Genomic DNA, 17832 nt, shown 5'->3' with positions numbered 1-17832 from the left:
TGGTAAAATGCTATAAATTAGCGGCTGGAAATTTGTAGCGAACCGAATAAATGATGAATAATTGGAATATGAAACGCATATTTTGTTTACTGACCATCCTCTTTTGTACTTTGTTTGTTTTTAATGCTTCGGCTCAGGAAGAGCGGGATAGTCCGAGACGTGGAGAAGGAATCTCTGTTTTCCTGGAACGTAACAAGCGCCCGGGGAGAGCCTATTATAAGGAGTTTTTGGAGCTGAACAAGAAACTTCTTAAAGGGAAGGAGGAATTGCGGCTGGGAGTGAAGTATGTACTGCCCCCATTATCAAAGCCGGTCGGCAATGGGAAGAAGACAATCAATGAACCTTTGTTCGGGAAAGCGCTTGCCAGTGTAAAAGTGACATCCAACCGTTTGCAGGGCGCTTGTTTTTATGTAGTGAGCGGGCATGGAGGCCCCGACCCCGGAGCTATCGGCAGAATCGGCAAAATAGAACTGCATGAAGATGAGTATGCGTATGATGTGGCTTTGCGCCTTGCCCGTAACTTGATGCAAGAGGGGGCGGAAGTCCGTATCATTATCCAGGATGCTAAAGACGGAATCCGTGATGACAAGTACCTTTCCAACAGCAAACGTGAGACGTGCATGGGAGCTCCCATACCCTTGAACCAAGTGGCACGTCTCCGGCAACGTTGCGCCAAAATCAATGAGTTTTACAAGAAGGACCGCAAGAACTATAAATATTGCCGTGCCATTTTTCTTCATGTGGACAGTCGCAGTAAGAGCCATCAGACCGATGTGTTCTTTTACCACTCTAAAAGCAAGCTCGACAGCAAGCGTCTGGCTAAGACCATGAAGAAAACTTTCGAATCGAAATATGACAAGCACCAGCCCAACCGTGGGTTTACCGGAACTGTCAGCGCACGCAATCTTTATGTGTTAGCCAATACTTCTCCCGCTTCCGTATTCGTGGAATTGGGAAATATCCAGAACACTTTTGACCAGCGCCGTTTTGTAATCAGTTCGAACCGCCAGGCTTTGGCCAAGTGGATGATGGAGGGTTTCATCACGGATTATAAAAAGGCGAAATAAGGACAATCAACTCTGGCTCTCCTTTTTCTTTTCGTGTACCACCACGACTGTAACGGCCGTTATTATCAGCGCCATGCCGACGGCGCTGGCCGGTGTGAAGCTTTCATTGAATATCAGGCAACCGATAACTACGGCTGTCAGAGGTTCCAAGGCCCCGAAAATGGAAGTCAGTGTAGGCCCTATGTATTTAATGGCTTTTACCAGGGTGATGTTGGATATAGCTGTTGCCGGCAGTGCCAGTCCGAGAATATTCAGCCATGTATGGGTGTCATTGGCCAGCCGGATGCCTCCGGTCAGACATCCTCCTATAATAAAGAACAAGGCTCCCAACCCCATTACGTAGCATGTCAATGCAGTGGAGGGAATCTGCACGGCACGGCTCTTCCTTACTCCTACGATATATCCTCCATAAAAGAATACGGACAGGCCGGCAGCAATCAGCCCGATGGTCGTGTTTCCTCCTTCAAAGTCTATTTTGCCGGATGACAAAAGTCCAGCTCCGCTTAGTGACACCAACACGGCAAACAGAATGGCGAATGACCTCTTTTCTCCGAAAAAGCCCATCATGGCCAGTGCCACGGCCAGCGGATACATGAAATGAATGGTGGATGCCACTCCGCTGGCTATGTTCTGATAGGCGATGACCAGACTGAAGGAGGTAGCTGCCCGGAGCAGGCTGAGGATGAACACCGTTCCCCAGTCTTTCCTGTTGATGCGGAATGTCTCGCCCAGCATAATGCCGAAAACGACCAAGGTAAGTGAAGCTATTCCCCATCGGTAGGCCAATACTTCGAAAGAGGAGAAGCCCGCAAGGAGTAATGAAATGGTGAAGAAAGGAGCCAGCCCGAAGGTGGCAGAGGAGAGAGCCGCATATATAAACCCTTTTATGGAGACATTTTGCATTTTTTATCTTGATTTTAATGGAGATTTTAAAATTATCTGTTTGCGTCAATTGCTTGATTCGCATTGCGTCGTGCAAAATTAATGAATAAAAACAAGCATACAGACAAGGGAGTGTCCCTTTTTTACAATACAGTATAGATATGGGTATCTAATATAGTATCGACCGGCTTGCCTAATATTTATTCGTTCCATCATGAGGTAAAAATCATTCCACCGCGGAGTAAAAATCGTTCCACCATGGTGGAACGATTTTTACTCCATGGAGGAACGAATACTTGTTCGCTGTCCGGCTCCTAAACTCTTCCGGGGAGAAAGTCTGATAGCTCCGGCAGAACAGTTTGCCTACTCTACCGGAATATAAATCTCTGTCAACAGTTCCTCCGGCGCCGTATCTGCGGGGTTGTTTAGGTAACGTTCCGCACTGGACTCATCCCGTAAGCTACATTCCATTTCGGGGATATACTTCCCGTAGATGGTATCGTATACGGCCTGCAGATGTTCGTATGGACCTTTGTATAGGAATATGGCATAGCGGCCTGCCGCGAGCTGTTTAAATCCTATGTCTCCTTTGGCCGTTGCAAATGAGGGTAGGACCATACATACATCGGTACGCAGCTTTTCAGCGGGTGTCACTTTGGGGTCATCGTGATAGATACAGTAGGGCATCACTTCTCCCATAGGCAGTTTTTCTTCCTGGATGAACTGGCAAAGGCGCATCCATGCGCTGCAATAGTCGTTCAGTTTATAGTCGCCAAAGAGGCGGAGGTAAATTACATTTCGGGCAGGAACTTCTTTGATTTCGTGTTTCAGTTCCAGTTCCGGACGAATAATGGCTGGTTTCATAATTACAAAGTTTTTATTGTTACGATACTCTAATGGTGAAATGCCATAGAACTGCTTGAATACTTTTGACAGTGACGAGGGCGAAGAGTAGCCTATACGGTAGGCTATGTCCGCTATCGGCATGTCCGAGTAACGAAGCAACCGGGCAGCGGCTTCGGTACGCGTCCGGACAATGAACGTACCGACGGGTTCACCCAGAAAAGCTTTCATGATGCGGTGGAAGTAGAAGGGAGAGAAATGGGAAATCCTGGCCAAAGATTTCAGGTCAATTTCTTCTCCGAGGTGCAGATTTATATAATCCACTACTGCGTTCACGCACTTTTGGTATTCCTCCTGGGTTGTCTTTTTCTGTTGCATGGTTCTATTGGGCTTTTTCATGTTGCAAAAATAGGAGGAAAAGAAATAGGTTACTTGTCCGATGTTGCTATAAATGCAATATCTTTAAATAAGATAAACTATATCCCGGCACAACTTTTTCGTGCAAGCATGAAAGTTTTGCATTCGATTTGCAATATCTTTGCATTTCAGATGAAAAAACAAATGCTTGCAGATGACCGAGGAGATTAAAAGACAACTTTGGGAGTGGGCGGCGGCCTATCATTGCGCCGGCTTCATTCAGAACGACCCCGTACAGTTTCCACATCGCTATGAACGGAGGCAGGATATTGAAATCAGTGGGCTGCTGACTGCTATCATGAGTTTCGGCAACCGTAAGCAGATATTGAAAAAGGCTGATGAGTTGCATAGGTTGATGGGGGTATCGCCTCATCAATACGTATTGTCCTGCCGATGGAAGAATGACTTTCCTGCTGCGGACAGAAGCAGTTTTTACCGGATGCTTTCTTATGCTGACTTTCATTCCTATTTCAGGCGTTTGCATGCTGCCTATTCTGCTTTTGACAGTCTGGAGGATGCCTTATGTACGTATGCCGGTAATCCGATGGAAAGGTTATGTGCGTTTTTGGAAGTCTCGGCAAAGAGTCCCCAAAAGAAACTGAACATGTTTTTGCGCTGGATGATAAGGAAAGGTCCGGAAGTGGATTTTGGTATTTGGGAGAGATTTGATTGCAGGGACCTGATTGTGCCTTTGGACACGCATGTCTGCCGTGTGGCCTATGCTTTGGGACTCACCGAGACAGAAACATTTTCTTTGAAGAATGCCCGCCGGATTACTGAAGCTCTGGCAGAGGCCTTTCCGGACGACCCGTGCCTGGGGGACTTTGCTTTGTTTGGAAGCGGAGTCAGCGGAGTATTGTAGCGTGTTACCAGTCAATTTCTTGTATCCCTCTGCTCCGTAAGAAATCGTTGGCTTTACTGAAGTGCCTGCAACCGAAGAATCCGTATTCGGCAGAACGTGGGGACGGATGGACGGTAGTCAGAATCAAGTGTCTGCTGCTATTGATTAAAGCGGCTTTCTCTTTGGCGTACGCTCCCCAAAGCATGAATACAAGATTCTCCCGTTCATCACTCAGTTTCTTGATAACAGCGTCTGTGAAGGTTTCCCATCCCATGTTCCGGTGCGAGCCGGTTTCGTGGGCACGTACTGTGAGGACGGAATTCATAGGAAACACGCCTTGCGCTACCCAACGGTCCAGATTTCCGGAAGTCGGAATGGGCTTTCCCAAGTCCTGATGTATTTCCTTGAATATGTTTGCCAGAGAACCGGGAATGGCTACTCCTTTCGGTACGGAAAAGCAGACTCCATAATACTGACCGGGATTAGGATAAGGGTCTTGTCCGAGTATGACGACTTTCACTTTCTCGAACGGGCAAGAGTTGAAGACGTGGAAAATCTGATGGCCGGGAGGTAGCACGTTGGCATGTCCATACTCACTTTTTACAAATGCTACCAGCTTCTCAAAATAAGGTTTGTCAAACTCCTCTTGTAGGCGTTTTCTCCAGCTTTCTTCTATTTTTACGTTCATAAGAGTCTTGCAGTTACATATGAATAGGAAACGATGTTGCAAAAATACAAATAATCCGGATGAGGCAGATGCATTTACGAGTATAAAGAATGTTTTAATTATCGTATGAAACGATAGTTATTTTGAGTAAGTTTATTACTTTTGTGGTGCAATGCCGGACACTAAGCATAGAGTCGCCATTGCTGAGGTTGAACTGATTGGTAAAATAAAGGAATGGAAAATTTTCATCGTATGGATGCTTGTCCGGTACGGGATGTACTGAGCAGGTTGGGAGACAAATGGACAATGCTTGTGCTGGTCACACTGAAAGCGAATGGAACGATGCGTTTTTGCGATATACAGAAAACCATAGGGGATATTTCCCAGCGGATGCTGACGGTTACATTGCGCTCATTGGAGACGGACGGGCTGATTGTTAGGAAAGTCTATGCGGAAGTTCCTCCCCGTGTGGAGTATAACCTTACAGAAACCGGATGTAGCCTGATGCCGCATATTGAATCTTTGGTAGGATGGGCATTGGAGCATATGAATGATATTTTGAATCGGCGCAGTCTGCAGAACTGATGGGTCGATATGCAAAGAGGGTGTGTCGAAACTGGTATTCACCACAGATTACACAGATTTGCACAGATAAGCATCTTTGATTATCAGTAGATTAAGCTCATTCTGTGTTAATCCGTGTAATCTGTGGTGAATTTTGACACACCCCTTCAGAAGTTTCCAAGTGCTTGTTTTATTTCTTAGCATCGGCAAAATTGTGAACCTTGTTTTTCAGATTGTCAACTTTCTCTGCAGCCTCATGGGCCTCATGGGCCATCTTGTCTGCTACTTTGGTGCCAACGTGCAATGCTTCTTCTTCAGCAGTGTTGATGAACTCCTTGGCTTCGCCATTTGCTTTGTGGATGGCACGGCATATGGCATCTTCCAGCTTTTTAGCTTTCTCCGTACGGGAGAAGTGGTAGGCCAATGCACCGGCAACCGAACCTATTCCCAGTCCGATCCAGAAATTAGAATCTTTACATTTCATAATCAAGTCAGTTTTTAATAGTTAAAGTTAGAATCAATTCTGATGAGACAACATACTTGCCAAAGATTGGTTCATCCGGCGGGAAAGGAATTAATAACAATTTACTTTTGTTGGTGGAGATATTTATTCTGCTTAAATTTGCGATGCACTTAAAATTTATACAAGTATGATTAGATTAAATGTTTTTATTCAGGTAAGTGCGGAGAACCGTGCCGCAGTATTGGAATCTGCCAAAGAACTGGTCGCATATTCCTTGAAGGACAATGGATGCATTGCTTATGATGTGTTTGAGAGCGCCACTCGCAGCGATGTTCTTATGATTTGTGAAACATGGAAAGATGCAGAGTCATTGTCTGCCCATGAAAAAGCAGACCATTTTGTGGCCCTGGTGCCCAAAATCCAGGGGCTGGCTGCCATGAAGTTGGAAAAATTCGAGTTCTGAATCAGTAATTTGAGGTAGTAAGGGGTTGTGTGATCATGCGTAAATAAGTATATTTGTGCATTCTTAATATACATATTTATGCTGATTACCCTTATTATCCTTGTTCTCTCCGCTGCCTTTTTTGTAGCAGGCAAAGTCCGTTCGGACATTGTGGCGCTTTGTGCGCTGATTGGTTTATTGATATTTCAGATTCTTACTCCTGAAGAGGCCCTTTCCGGCTTCTCCAACTCGGTGGTGATTATGATGGTGGGCTTGTTCGTTGTGGGCGGCGCCATTTTTCAGACCGGGCTGGCTAAAATGATAAGTTCGCGCATTTTAAAGCTGGCGGGCAAGAGCGAACTGAAACTCTTCTTGCTGGTTATGCTGGTTACCTCTGCCATTGGTGCTTTTGTGAGCAATACGGGAACGGTGGCTTTGATGCTGCCTATCGTGGTGAGCTTGGCGCTGAGTGCCGGAATGAATCCCAGCCGTTTATTGATGCCTTTGGCTTTTGCCAGCAGTATGGGCGGTATGATGACACTTATCGGTACGCCTCCTAACTTGGTCATTCAGAATACATTGACGGGAGCGGGCTTTGAACCGCTGTCTTTCTTCTCCTTCTTGCCGGTGGGCATTGTGTGCGTGATAGTGGGAACTTTGGTTTTAATGCCTCTGACCAAATGGTTTCTCTCCAAGAAAGGCAAAAAGAATGACGGAACATTGTCAGGTAAATCATTGGACCAACTGGTACAGGAGTACGGACTTTCCAGCAACCTGTTCCGTTTGAGGGCTGTCAATGACTCCCGTCTGATAGGAAAAACCATCATAGACCTGGATGTACGCCGCAAGTATGGTCTGAATATCATTGAAGTACGGCGTGTAGACTCTTCCCAACATAGATTCCTGAAAACTATTACCCAGAAATTGGCATCACCCGATACGACTATTTGGGTGGGCGACGTGCTTTATATTACGGGAGAGGTATCGAACGTAAATCGTTTTGCTGAAGACTTTTTAATGGAAATGCTCGACGGGCATACCACTGAAGAAGCCTCTAAAGCCGACAAGTCCCTTGACTTTTATGACATCGGAATTGCCGAAATCGTGTTGATGCCCTCTTCCAATATTGTGAACCGGACGGTGAAGGAAGCGGGGTTCCGTGATAAATTTAATGTAAATGTATTGGGCATCCGTCGTAAGAAGGAATATATATTACGTGAATTGGGACGTGAGCGTATGCATAGTGGCGATGTTTTGCTGGTGCAGGGTGCGTGGCAGGACATCGCACGGATAAGCAGGGAAGATTCCGATTGGGTGGTATTGGGGCAGCCTTTGGCAGAAGCCGCCAAAGTGACGCTGGATTATAAAGCGCCCATAGCTGCCGCTATCATGGTGCTGATGGTTGCCATGATGGTCTTCGACTTTATTCCCGTGGCCCCGGTGACAGCGGTGATGATTGCCGGCTTGCTGATGGTGCTGACGGGATGTTTCAGGAATGTGGAAGCCGCCTATAAAACGATAAACTGGGAAACAATTGTACTCTTTGCAGCCATGCTCCCCATGTCTCTTGCACTCGAAAAAACCGGTGCCTCGGAATATATATCCAACAGTCTTGTAAGTGGATTGGGCAGTTATGGTCCTATTGTGTTGATGGCAGGTATCTATTTCACCACTTCATTGATGACCATGTTCATCAGCAATACGGTGACGGCAGTGCTGATGGCCCCTATTGCTCTTCAAAGTGCGATTCAGATTGGAGTAAGTCCCGTTCCGTTCTTGTTTGCCGTGACGGTTGCGGCAAGCATGTGTTTCGCTTCTCCGTTCTCTACACCGCCCAATGCACTGGTGATGCCGGCAGGACAATATACATTCATGGATTATATAAAAGTGGGGCTCCCGTTGCAGATTATTATGGGAGTGGTGATGGTATTTGTGTTGCCGTTGCTGTTTCCTTTTTAGCAAAGTATATGACCACTTCATTATGCTGTAATATTGGGCGCGGATTACGCGGAATAACGCGGACTATGCAAATTGAATTCTTGAAATTTGCGTAATCCGCGCCTAAAAAATAGTAAGGTAGTTTTGACACGTTCCTCCTTTTTACTGTTACAGCTTTATACTCTTTTTCTTTCCTGCATAGCTTATTGTTTTTCCACCTTTCATCGGCCGGTCTCCCGTACCGGAGTCCTGACCGACCAGGACAACCTTGAACTTGCGGCTTTTCAGCATACCCGGAAAACTACCTTCTCGCTCTTCTATTGTCAGACGACGGGCCTTGTCGTCCCAATGGAAGCGGATGATGGAATAAGCTCCTTTTTCGTAGTTGTAGTTGTCATTTTCGTCCTCGTAGAGGGTGAATGTGCCGTCGGCACCCGGATAGATGCGTATCTCCAGATTGTCCCAATTCTTTTCGGTGGAATACTGTACTTTGGGACCGAACGGCAGGATACTGCCGGCTTTTACATAGACGGGCAGAATCTCTTTCGATACACTGCGGTTCAAGGTCTGTCCGCCCTGCTGTTTTTCGTTACTCCAGAAGTCCCACCAGTCTGCGCCTTGAGGAAGGTAAACCGACCATTCCGTCACTTCCGGCCGGGTGACCGGTGCTACCAGTAGGGAGCGTCCGAAAAGAAATTCGCCGCCAACTTCATGTGTTTTAGAATCTGCTGCAAAATCCATTACTAAAGGACGCATGAATGTACCGTCATTGTGGGACACATCCCAGGAAGTGCTGTAAATGTAGGGCAGAAGGCGATAGCGCAGATTAATCATCTTCTCCTGGGCATCGAAACACCACTCGCCACGCTTGCCGAAGTTCCAGATTTCACGGGGCAACTCCGTACCGTGCGAACGCATCATCGGGCAGAAAGTGCCGAACTGCATCCAGCGTACATACAGTTCTTGGTATTTGGGGTTCTTGGCTCCCCCTTCTTGGTTCCAGCGTCCGGCAAAGAAGCCGCCTATGTCACTGTTCCAGTTCGGAATGCCCATTAAGGTGTAGTTCAGTGCGGCAGGAATCTGTTTCTCCAGCATGTCCCAAGTGGAGGTCACGTCACCACTCCAGGTGTTGCAGCCGTAACGTTGTTGTCCGATAAATCCGGAACGGGTTAGGATGACAACGCGTTTGTCTTTGCTCAAAGCCTTTTGATGCGAGGCTATTCCGCTGTTGTGCATCAGTGAGTAGGCGTTCTTTACACTTCGGTAAGATCCCAAGTGAGTGGGGAGGTCATAGTCCGATTCTTGTCGGTTGATATGGTCGGGCTCTGTAGAATCGAGCCACCAGCCGTCGTTGCCGATGTAACTGAAAATGCCTTTATTCAGATATTTCCAATAAATATCCCTTGCTTCGGGATTGTAGACGTCGTAGGGGCGTGCGCCACTTTGTGGAGGCCAGGTATCAAAATTGATAATCATGCCTTTGGCATCCAGCTCCTTGCGTTGCTCTGTGTGGGTGCCAAAGCCGGGCCATGCCACAATCATCAGCTTGGCATTCAGCTTGTGTATTTCGTCGGCCCACTTCTTGGGGTTGGGAAAGCGTTCAGGGTCAAAGCTGTGTGAGTTCCACGCACTGTCCGTCTTCTGATATTCGGGCCAGTAGCGCCAGTCTTGAATCATACAGTCAATGGGAATTTGTAGTTCGCGATACTTCTTCAAGACATTCAGGCTTTCTTCCTGCGTATGATAGCGCTCCTTGCTTTGGAAGAAACCATAGGCCCACAACGGAAGCATGGGGGAGTGTCCCGTCAAGTCGCGCACCTGGGCGATGATGCCGTCGGCGTTTCCGCCATACATGAAATAATAGTCCGCACAGTGTCCCAGGCTCTGGAAAGCGAGTTCCTGCGGAGTATCCATGAATTCTGAAATGGAGTAGTTGTCCCAATATACGGCATAGCCTTTCACAGGCGACATGAAATAAGGAGAATAGGTGAACATGTTCTCGTTCTGCATGTGGTGCATGGAGTTGCGGCGGTTGAATTTGCCGTCCATCACTTGTCCTACTCCGTAGATAGGTTCGTTTTTATCCAATAGGAAAGAGCCCCTTACTTGATAGGAGGGAGTGCCGGCATCATTCTTATCGGCAAAAGAGGTGCCGTAGTCCTTGTCTTTCAGCAGCTCATTGCCGGCGATGGTATGGAAACTGATGCCTCCGGTTGCCGGATTGACAAAAATTTTCAATATGGAAGATTTCAGCACGGTTTGTCCTGCTTCCTCCGAAAAGTCCACTTTGACCGTTTCGGGTGATTTGACCACTACCAGACTTTCTTTGTTGTAGGGTTTGCCTTCGGGAGTTTTGTAAACCCGCACAATGGAAGGCGAATAGAATTCCACACGGATGTCCATTCCTTGTGTGGTGCATTTCATTCCTTGAGGTGTGCGCTCTGTGTTCTGGGCGGCACACAAGTTTGCAAGCATGGTTGCACAAGTCAGCACGAAGCCGGCTCTTTTCATAAAATTCATTTTCATGGTTCTTTTAAAATTATGCTGCAAAAGTAGCCTTGAATCCCCTTTAGGTGGCAACAATCTTGTTGAAACGGAACAACACTCAGGTTGATTTCTGCATTTTCTCCGCATATTCCGAGGGACGGCAGCCGTACATTTCCTGGAAACATTTGCTGAGATAGCTGGAACTGCTGAAGCCGGTACGCTCTGCGATTTCCGTAATGCTGAGGCTGCCTTCCAGGATGAGTTGTGCCGCACGTTGCAAGCGGATGTTGCGGATGAAGAGGCTGGGGGACTGGTCGAGCATGGCTACCAGTTTCCGGTAAAGTCCGGTGCGTTCCATACACAAGTCGCGGCTTAGCTGCTCTACGGAGTAGCCGGGTACATGCAGGTTCTTTTCCACCAGTTCGATAGCTTTTGTCAAGAAAACAGATTCGGATGCGTCTTGCTTGTTTTCTGTTTGGTGAGGTTCGGTATGGCTATGTACACAAGTTATGTTTTTTCCTTCCGGTGATTTCTTTTGTTCCGCTTCATAACGGTTGCACTGCTCTATCAAGTTGCGGATGCGGAGCAAAAGGATTTCTTCTTTGTGTTTCCGTTCCATCTCCTTCCGGGTGCGGTGTATGTAGAGGCGGATACTTGCCGCAATGATGACGATTGACAAGACTATATAGATGACGTATGCAACGCCGGTTTTCCACCAGGGAGCATGGACTGTCAGGCTTATCCGGGCCGTTTGCTCTTCATTCCAATGCTTTCCATCGTTAGAGGCCATTACCTTGAAGGTGTAGCTTCCCGGTGGCAAGTTGGTATAGGGAGCTTGGAGAATGCCGTTGCTCTGCTTCATGTTGCCGGCGGTTACCCATTGTGCGTCGATACCTTCCAGCTGATAGCGGTAATGGGTGTGCTCGCGGTTGAAGTAATTCAATGCGGAGAACTCGAGAGTGAGGAAGTTCTGGTCGTGGTTCAATGATATTTCTTCCACATAAGGAGAGTTTTCGGGTAGTATAGTCCGGCTTTCATGGCTTCTGCCCGGGAGGATGCGTTCTCCATGTACATGGATTGCCGTGAAAACCGGTGGATAGGGCAGACTGGAAGATGGAGGCTCCGGATTGGGAGAAAAGATATTGCATCCGTCAGCGTCTCCGAAGTAGAGCGTTCCGTCATGTGACACGAATGCCGCTTCCGAACCGTATTCCCCTTGTAGCTCTTTGGGCAGGGTGGATGCTTCTACCGGCATGAGTATCCGGTTGCTGTCTTCCTGCAGGTCGAGCTTATAGATAGCTGTCCGGTCCTTTATGAATATGTTGCCGTCCCGGTCTTCCGTAAAGTTTGCTACGGCTGTATTTCTTTCAAGTGATAGGGGGAAATCCTTCTTGTCTATGTGGATGTGCTTATATAGGGCCGGATGGTAGTACAGCAATCCTCTGTTGAATGTTCCGAGCCATAAAGCCCCTTGTTGGTCTTGGAAAATCGTACTGATTTCTGTGGCAAGGACGTTGCCCTTTCGGGTCCTCAAGGTGGGCATATAGTGGCGTGTCCCCTTTTTAGGGTCGATAATCCAAAAACCACGGATGCAGCTGATGTATGCTTTCTCATCCGCGGAAATCATCAGTGTATTGAGGGTATAGTCTGTTTCCATCAGCTTCTCCCATGCTCGCTTATGGAGGTCGAAATGGAAAAATCCTCCTTTAGAGCCGTTGCGCAGTTGATAGAACCCGTTTTTTCCTCTGAGTATGAGGGAGGTGTTTTGGAACTTCTCTTGTTCCGTCCGGGGATATGCGGCAATGTCATACTGTTGCTTTCCGTTTTTTACATCATAGCATACGATTTCTCCTGTGTCATGGAACAGATACAGCGATTCGTCGTCTGCAGTCTGGTCTTGTATCGTTCCCCGGTCTTCAGGCAGTTTCAATCGGAAGGAAAGTTCCGGCTGTAACAGCTCGCCATGGCTGATTACCCAGACAAGCCCCCGTTCGTCCGCAAACAAATCCTCTATGGGATGCTGCATGCCTTTCTGTTGAAAGACGGAGTCCAGGTTGGCAATGTATCGCTCGTTATGGAGATTGATGCACATCAGCCGTTGGTAATCCTTTATCCACAAGAGGGAATCGCCGCTCAGATAGACATGGTAGAAGCCCTTGTATTGTTTCAGCGGATATATATCTTCGGGGGTGGGCTGCAGGGAGGTGAAGTTGGCTCCATCATACAGATTGACGTTCCGGGTGGTGGTAAATACCATTCTTCCGTCCGGAAGTTGGAGGATATAGCGTATCTGGTTATCACTCAGACCGTGCGAGGTGTCAATGGTAGTGAATAGAAAGTTATTGGCAGAGCTGGGAAATGCCATGCTGAGGCATAATACCAACAATACCATGAACTTTATATCTGTTGGATGGATTTTTCCCATCTTTATTTTCCCCCTTTCCAGATACTGATAATTTTTTTGCCTATTGCCAAAATATTCAGCAGTGATACAGCAAAAAATAATAGGCAACCGGTCAATATACATGGAAGCAGTGAACCGCTCTCCAGTTGCGGGAAGAGGTTTTGGACTACTTCTATATAGTAACTGCGTACCCATATCACACAACCGATGGAGAGGAACAGTACCAGTACATTCAGCCCTACTGTCAGTATATAATAAGGCGTGGCTACCCGCGTCGGGCTATATCCTATCAGCAGCAGGTTTTCCAGTTTTACCGTATTCTTCTGGAGAAGCAGGAAGATGCTCAGCATCAAGATGTAGAATGACAGAATGCTGATGAATAATCCTACGCCCATGACGATAGCCGTAATGAGGCGCAGGAAATAAGTTGTCTTTCCGGCATCCAGATTGTTGCCTTCGGTTTCGTAATTCTTTTGCTGGAAATAGTCGGTGATGGCTGTGTCGGTAGGATTCTTTACTTCCACAATCAGCCGGGACGGTTCCGCTTCTTTCTCCGGTGCGAAATTCTTGTTGGCCCAGTCCATGAAGGATTGGGGAACGAGAATGGTATTCAGCCGGTTGGAGAATCCTACAATGTTGCCTTTATATTGTTCCATACGTCCGTTACCCCGCATCATCACATCCATCTGTACCAGACTCATCAGTCCTTCGGAGAGTTTCGGCAGATTCCGGCTTTGTGCAAAGCCAAAGTTATAGAGGTTCAGATAATTGCGCGGAACGATGATGGGAATTACCCGGATATCTTCTTCAAAATGCCATTTGTCCAGACTGACATCCACATATTCGTCGGGTACAGACTCGAAAAACATCTCTGTCGACAAGCGGATACCGGCTTCCTGCATACCGAGTCCGGCAGAGACTTTGAACAAGGAAGGAGTGAACGCGCCTACCCCCTTAGTAAAAGGTTGGGCTTTCAGGTCCTTTATCTCATCTTTGGAGAAGGTATTGCTTTTCCCGGCAAAGCTGCCCAAAGTACTGATTTTCTTGGTAGCAATGATATAATCCTTCTTCATGAAACTGTCCCCTTCCGTAAAAACGGGAAGGACATCACGATAGAATTGTACGCTCAGCAATACAATCATCATGCCGAAGAGATTGGCGAGGAAAAAGCCTGCCAACTGTCCGACACTGATGTGCTGGCGGAGAAGTTTCCAAACAAGTCGGTTCATATTAGCCACATTTATAATTGATAAATTTCATCATAATCCAATTCCAGATGTTTACCGATGGAAGTCACTATGATTCCCGCTCCTTGGCGGCTGGCTTCTTCTGTCAGCAGCCTGCCCATGATTGTTCCGTTCTCGTTATCCAGATGGCTGATGGGTTCATCCAGGAAGATGAAGTCGAAAGGCTGGCAGAGGCTGCGGATAAAGGCGACTCTTTGTTGCTGGCCGAAAGATAGCTTCCCGGCTTTTTCGTTTACCTTGTCGGCAATGCCGATTGCCTCGAATAGGGTAAGGACTTCTTTCCTTTTTTTGAAGTTGGTAAGCCGGTTCTTCAGTTGTATGTTCTCGATGGCGGTAAGTTCGGGAAAGATACGCAACTCCTGAAAAAGAATGCTGAGGGAGTGTTTGCGTATATCTGTCCAGTCATTGACGGAGAGTGAACGGATATTGCGCTCATCAAAGTTGATGATTCCCTGATAATCGTTGCGGTAACCGTAAACATAGCTGCAAAGCGATGATTTTCCGGTGCCCGAAGCGGCTTCTATGAGATAACGTTTCCCTTTGTGGAACGTAATGTCCCGATGCCATACGTCTGAGGTAATGGCATCACGGTCGGCAAACACTTGAGGTAGTGTTTGCCGTAGGTGAATCCTATTCATGAGTGGTATTAATCCTTAATCTCTAATCCTTAATCCTTAATCTCTAATCCTTAATCCTTAAATTACATTCCTGCAAACTGCTTGATAAAGTCCACAATCTGTTTCAGTGCATTAACATTCTTGTTCTTCAGCTGCAGGGTGACGGTTGCCTTGTCCTCGTTGCCGACAGCTTCCAGATACGAGATATTGCCGAGCAGCGAGTAATAGGTGCTATACTCTTGTCCGCCAAATCCAGCTAGCATTTTTACAACGGGCAGGTCAAGTACGGCTTCCGCATTGATGACAAAGGCTGTGCGCTTGCCTTTCAGACTAGAAGCGAAGTCCGTCTCTTTGGCAGACGGGTCAGCGGTCTTGCATGCATTCTTATACAGCAGTTCGTCATTGGTGGCGTACATCTGTTTGTCTCGTATGCCGAAGAATATGTTGATAGCGCGTGATTTATAGACATATTCATTCTCATTCAATTTCACGATGTCTTCGCCGCGTTTCAGTCCCAGTTCGGACTTTTTCTCATAAAGGGCTTTCAAGGGAGCGTCGTTCTTTACGCTGGCATAGGCCAGGAAAGAAGGATTGCTGTTCATGGTTACATTGATAAGGCCTATGGTCAGGTCGTTGTGGAAAGCACTGAACAAGTCTTTTACTTCAGCGGCTTTGGTAATGGAGAAATCGTTGCGGAACTGCTCATTCTCTTGCAGCACATTGTAGAACTCTTCTCCATTGATACCTATGCTGAATAGCGCCAGGGTAGATTTTGGGAAATACTTCAAGAACGTGTTTTCGATGGGACAAGTACTTTTGATTTGCTTTTCGAAAAGTGCTTTCAATTCTGTGTTCTCGGTATAGCTCTCTACTTTCAGTTCTATTTTCCCTTTTTCGAAGGAGAGACTTCCCAGCATCTTCAAGTCTTTCAGGTCGATATTGTGGGATATTCCGTAATTCAGCGGATTGGCGTATGCACTCAGCAGGCTGGAAGGAGAGATGAGCATATTGATGTCTCCATCCTGCTTTTGCATTTTCTTGAAAGCGGTGTTACTGTTGATGCTGTTTTCTCCGGTCTGTTTCAGCAAGGCGAGAATTCCTTCTTTGACTTTTTCCAGTTGCGATGTGCCGGTGTAGTTCACCACCATAAGCGTGGTAGGAGTGAAAGCGAGCAATGCCCGCTTGTTGATTTGTGCAAAACTGTAACCGTCCGCTTCTACCACATGGCTGATTATCTGTTCTTTCTCCGTAACTTCCAGAAGCTTCAGCAAATCATCCTCACTTTGAACCTTGGCTACCATGGTGGTGTAGGGGAACGAGGGAGCGTTGAAGACATAAATCGGCGCATTGACGTCCACTCCCGATTTGGCAGGGTCTTTCAGTACAGCCTCCAATTGTTGGAAAGTGGCTGCATTCATATCGCTTTTCAAGGCATCTGTCAGCTTTTGCAGTGCTTCTTTAGTCTCTTTATCTTTGGTACCGGCCTTGTCTGCCAATGATTTTAAATTGACAGCGATGACTTGCGAGGCATCGGAAGGAATAACGTTGGTGTATTCTGGCTTTTTGGACGAACAAGCGCTTATCAGCACGATGAGCATTGCCAGTACTGAGAAGTGGAAGAATAGGTTCTTTTTCATATAGTTTTTGTTTTAGTGAGTATCATTGATTCTGTAAATTGAGGATGTGGCAGGCAACCAGTGCCGCCGTCTCTGTACGCAACCTTGATTTTCCCAAGCTGATGGGGATAAAACCGTTTTCCGTCGCCTTCCGGACTTCCTCTTCGCTGAAGTCTCCTTCAGGACCGATTAGTACGAGAGCGTCCTCTCCGGGATGTACCATATCCTTCAAAAGCGGTTTTTCGCCTTCATAACAGTGGGCGATGAATTTCTGACCCGGAAAAGGCTGTGTGATGAACTTGTTGAAGTCTGTCATTTCATTCAGTTGGGGCAGGCGTGCCTTGAGCGACTGCTTGATGGCAGAAACCAGAATTTTGGAGATGCGCTCCGTCTTGATGACTTTCCGTTCCGAGAAACGGCAGTTCAGGAATGTCAGTTCATCAAACCCTATTTCCGTCGCTTTCTCGGCAAACCACTCTGTACGGTCCATGTTCTTGGTAGGTGCCATGGCAATGTGCAGATGACCTTTCCACAAGGGGGCTTGCGGAAGGGTTTCCAGAATATTCACCAGGCAGCGTTTGTTGGTAGCCGTACTGATTTCAGCGCGATAGAAGCAGCCCTTTCCGTCTGTCAGCATAACCTCGTCGCCTGCTTGCAGGCGTAAGACCCGTACGGCATGTGCTGCTTCCTCTTCGGGCAGTTCTGCGTGGGTCTGTATGTCGGGAGTATAGAATACGTGCATGTTACAAATTGTTTTTGAGTTGGTTGATTTGGTCTCTTATCTGTGCGGCTCGTTCGTAATCCTCTTCTTCGATTGCTTTCTGCAGGGCTGTTTTCAATATGCCTATTGTGTCTTCCTGCAACAGTTCGTCTTTGTCCGGCTCGCTGCCTCCCATAGGGTCGGTGGTGCTTTCGCCGGTTTTCAGACATTCTGTTTCGAGAATCTCTTCGTAGACAAAGATAGGAGCATTCATGCGCAATGCCAGGGCGACGGCATCGCTGGTACGGGCATCAATCCGGAGAATAGTCTCTTCGGCTTTCATGTAAAGGTAGGAGTAGAATACTCCGTTGTCTACTTTATAGATAAGAATACGCATCAGTTTTACACCCAGCACCTCAAGAACGGAAGCAAATAGGTTATGGGTCAGCGGACGGGGCGGTACAATACCTTTCATCTCGATGACCATAGCTTGTGCTTCGGTGGCACCTATAATAATCGGAAGCTGGCGTTTGCCACCCACTTCACCCAGTACCAGGGCATAGGCACCCGCTTGCGCCTGGCTGTTGGAAATGTTTAGTACTTGTAGTTCTATCTTTTTCTTATTCATACCTATTAA

General features: G+C 47.1%; 16 protein-coding genes. 5 read left to right on the top strand and 11 right to left on the bottom strand.

Going from position 1 to position 17832, the window contains the following annotated elements:
- Nucleotides 1–50 precede the first annotated feature (50 nt).
- Nucleotides 51–1067 (top strand): N-acetylmuramoyl-L-alanine amidase, encoded by a 1017-nt coding sequence (locus DWZ03_RS06805; protein ID WP_117748908.1) that lies wholly within the window; start codon nt 51–53, stop codon nt 1065–1067.
- Nucleotides 1068–1073: 6 nt separating this feature from the next.
- Here DWZ03_RS06805 and DWZ03_RS06800 read toward each other — a convergent pair whose 3' ends face one another.
- Nucleotides 1074–1970, bottom strand: coding sequence for a DMT family transporter (locus tag DWZ03_RS06800; RefSeq protein ID WP_120129343.1), 897 nt, complete (start codon nt 1968–1970; stop codon nt 1074–1076).
- Nucleotides 1971–2312: 342 nt separating this feature from the next.
- Nucleotides 2313–3170, bottom strand: coding sequence for a GyrI-like domain-containing protein (locus DWZ03_RS06795; protein WP_005832999.1), 858 nt, complete (start codon nt 3168–3170; stop codon nt 2313–2315).
- A gap of 193 nt (nt 3171–3363) precedes the next feature.
- On the opposite strand from DWZ03_RS06795, the gene DWZ03_RS06785 reads away from it, so the two are divergent.
- Complete coding sequence (locus DWZ03_RS06785) at nt 3364–4071, top strand: TIGR02757 family protein (protein ID WP_117748910.1); 708 nt, start codon at nt 3364–3366, stop codon at nt 4069–4071.
- 4 nt (nt 4072–4075) lie between these two features.
- Here the strand turns inward: DWZ03_RS06785 and ung are convergent, their stop codons facing one another.
- The gene (gene ung / locus DWZ03_RS06780; RefSeq protein WP_044467915.1) at nt 4076–4738 is read right to left on the bottom strand and encodes a uracil-DNA glycosylase; all 663 of its coding nucleotides are present in this window, start codon (nt 4736–4738) and stop codon (nt 4076–4078) included.
- Between the two features lie 213 nt (nt 4739–4951).
- Here ung and DWZ03_RS06775 point away from each other — a divergent pair, with 213 nt between their 5' ends.
- Complete coding sequence (locus DWZ03_RS06775; protein WP_009038044.1) at nt 4952–5302, top strand: winged helix-turn-helix transcriptional regulator; 351 nt, start codon at nt 4952–4954, stop codon at nt 5300–5302.
- A gap of 169 nt (nt 5303–5471) precedes the next feature.
- On the opposite strand, the gene DWZ03_RS06770 is transcribed toward DWZ03_RS06775, so the two are convergent.
- A complete protein-coding gene (locus DWZ03_RS06770; protein ID WP_117748911.1) occupies nt 5472–5765 on the bottom strand; it encodes a YtxH domain-containing protein in 294 nt (97 codons plus the stop codon).
- 166 nt (nt 5766–5931) lie between these two features.
- Here DWZ03_RS06770 and DWZ03_RS06765 point away from each other — a divergent pair, with 166 nt between their 5' ends.
- On the top strand, nt 5932–6207 hold the full coding sequence (locus DWZ03_RS06765) for a putative quinol monooxygenase (RefSeq protein WP_005826936.1): 276 nt from the start codon (nt 5932–5934) through the stop codon (nt 6205–6207).
- Between the two features lie 78 nt (nt 6208–6285).
- Nucleotides 6286–8145, top strand: coding sequence for an SLC13 family permease (locus DWZ03_RS06760; RefSeq protein WP_005832990.1), 1860 nt, complete (start codon nt 6286–6288; stop codon nt 8143–8145).
- 147 nt (nt 8146–8292) lie between these two features.
- Here DWZ03_RS06760 and DWZ03_RS06755 read toward each other — a convergent pair whose 3' ends face one another.
- The 7 genes from DWZ03_RS06755 to DWZ03_RS06725 all read right to left on the bottom strand — a co-directional run bounded on the left by DWZ03_RS06755 (nt 8293) and on the right by DWZ03_RS06725 (nt 17823).
- Nucleotides 8293–10644 carry a TIM-barrel domain-containing protein gene (locus DWZ03_RS06755; protein ID WP_195657569.1) on the bottom strand — a complete coding sequence of 784 codons (2352 nt, stop codon included), beginning with the start codon at nt 10642–10644 and terminating at the stop codon, nt 8293–8295.
- Between the two features lie 85 nt (nt 10645–10729).
- Nucleotides 10730–13036, bottom strand: a complete 2307-nt coding sequence (locus DWZ03_RS06750; RefSeq protein ID WP_120129337.1) for a helix-turn-helix domain-containing protein — start codon at nt 13034–13036, stop codon at nt 10730–10732.
- Nucleotides 13037–13038: 2 nt separating this feature from the next.
- Nucleotides 13039–14244 (bottom strand): ABC transporter permease, encoded by a 1206-nt coding sequence (locus DWZ03_RS06745; RefSeq protein WP_120129335.1) that lies wholly within the window; start codon nt 14242–14244, stop codon nt 13039–13041.
- Between the two features lie 11 nt (nt 14245–14255).
- On the bottom strand, nt 14256–14900 hold the full coding sequence (locus tag DWZ03_RS06740; protein ID WP_057255737.1) for an ATP-binding cassette domain-containing protein: 645 nt from the start codon (nt 14898–14900) through the stop codon (nt 14256–14258).
- 62 nt (nt 14901–14962) lie between these two features.
- Nucleotides 14963–16516 (bottom strand): DUF4836 family protein, encoded by a 1554-nt coding sequence (locus DWZ03_RS06735; protein ID WP_022400650.1) that lies wholly within the window; start codon nt 16514–16516, stop codon nt 14963–14965.
- 22 nt (nt 16517–16538) lie between these two features.
- Nucleotides 16539–17237 carry a 16S rRNA (uracil(1498)-N(3))-methyltransferase gene (locus tag DWZ03_RS06730; RefSeq protein ID WP_022400649.1) on the bottom strand — a complete coding sequence of 233 codons (699 nt, stop codon included), beginning with the start codon at nt 17235–17237 and terminating at the stop codon, nt 16539–16541.
- Nucleotide 17238: 1 nt separating this feature from the next.
- Complete coding sequence (locus DWZ03_RS06725) at nt 17239–17823, bottom strand: bifunctional nuclease family protein (RefSeq protein WP_005832936.1); 585 nt, start codon at nt 17821–17823, stop codon at nt 17239–17241.
- Between the last annotated feature and the right edge of the window lie 9 nt (nt 17824–17832).

Source organism: Bacteroides sp. AF29-11, from assembly GCF_003602895.1.
GTDB classification, from domain to species: domain Bacteria; phylum Bacteroidota; class Bacteroidia; order Bacteroidales; family Bacteroidaceae; genus Bacteroides; species Bacteroides uniformis.
Note: the sequence above shows the minus strand (reverse complement) of the source record. Positions and strands in the feature narration are given on the sequence as shown.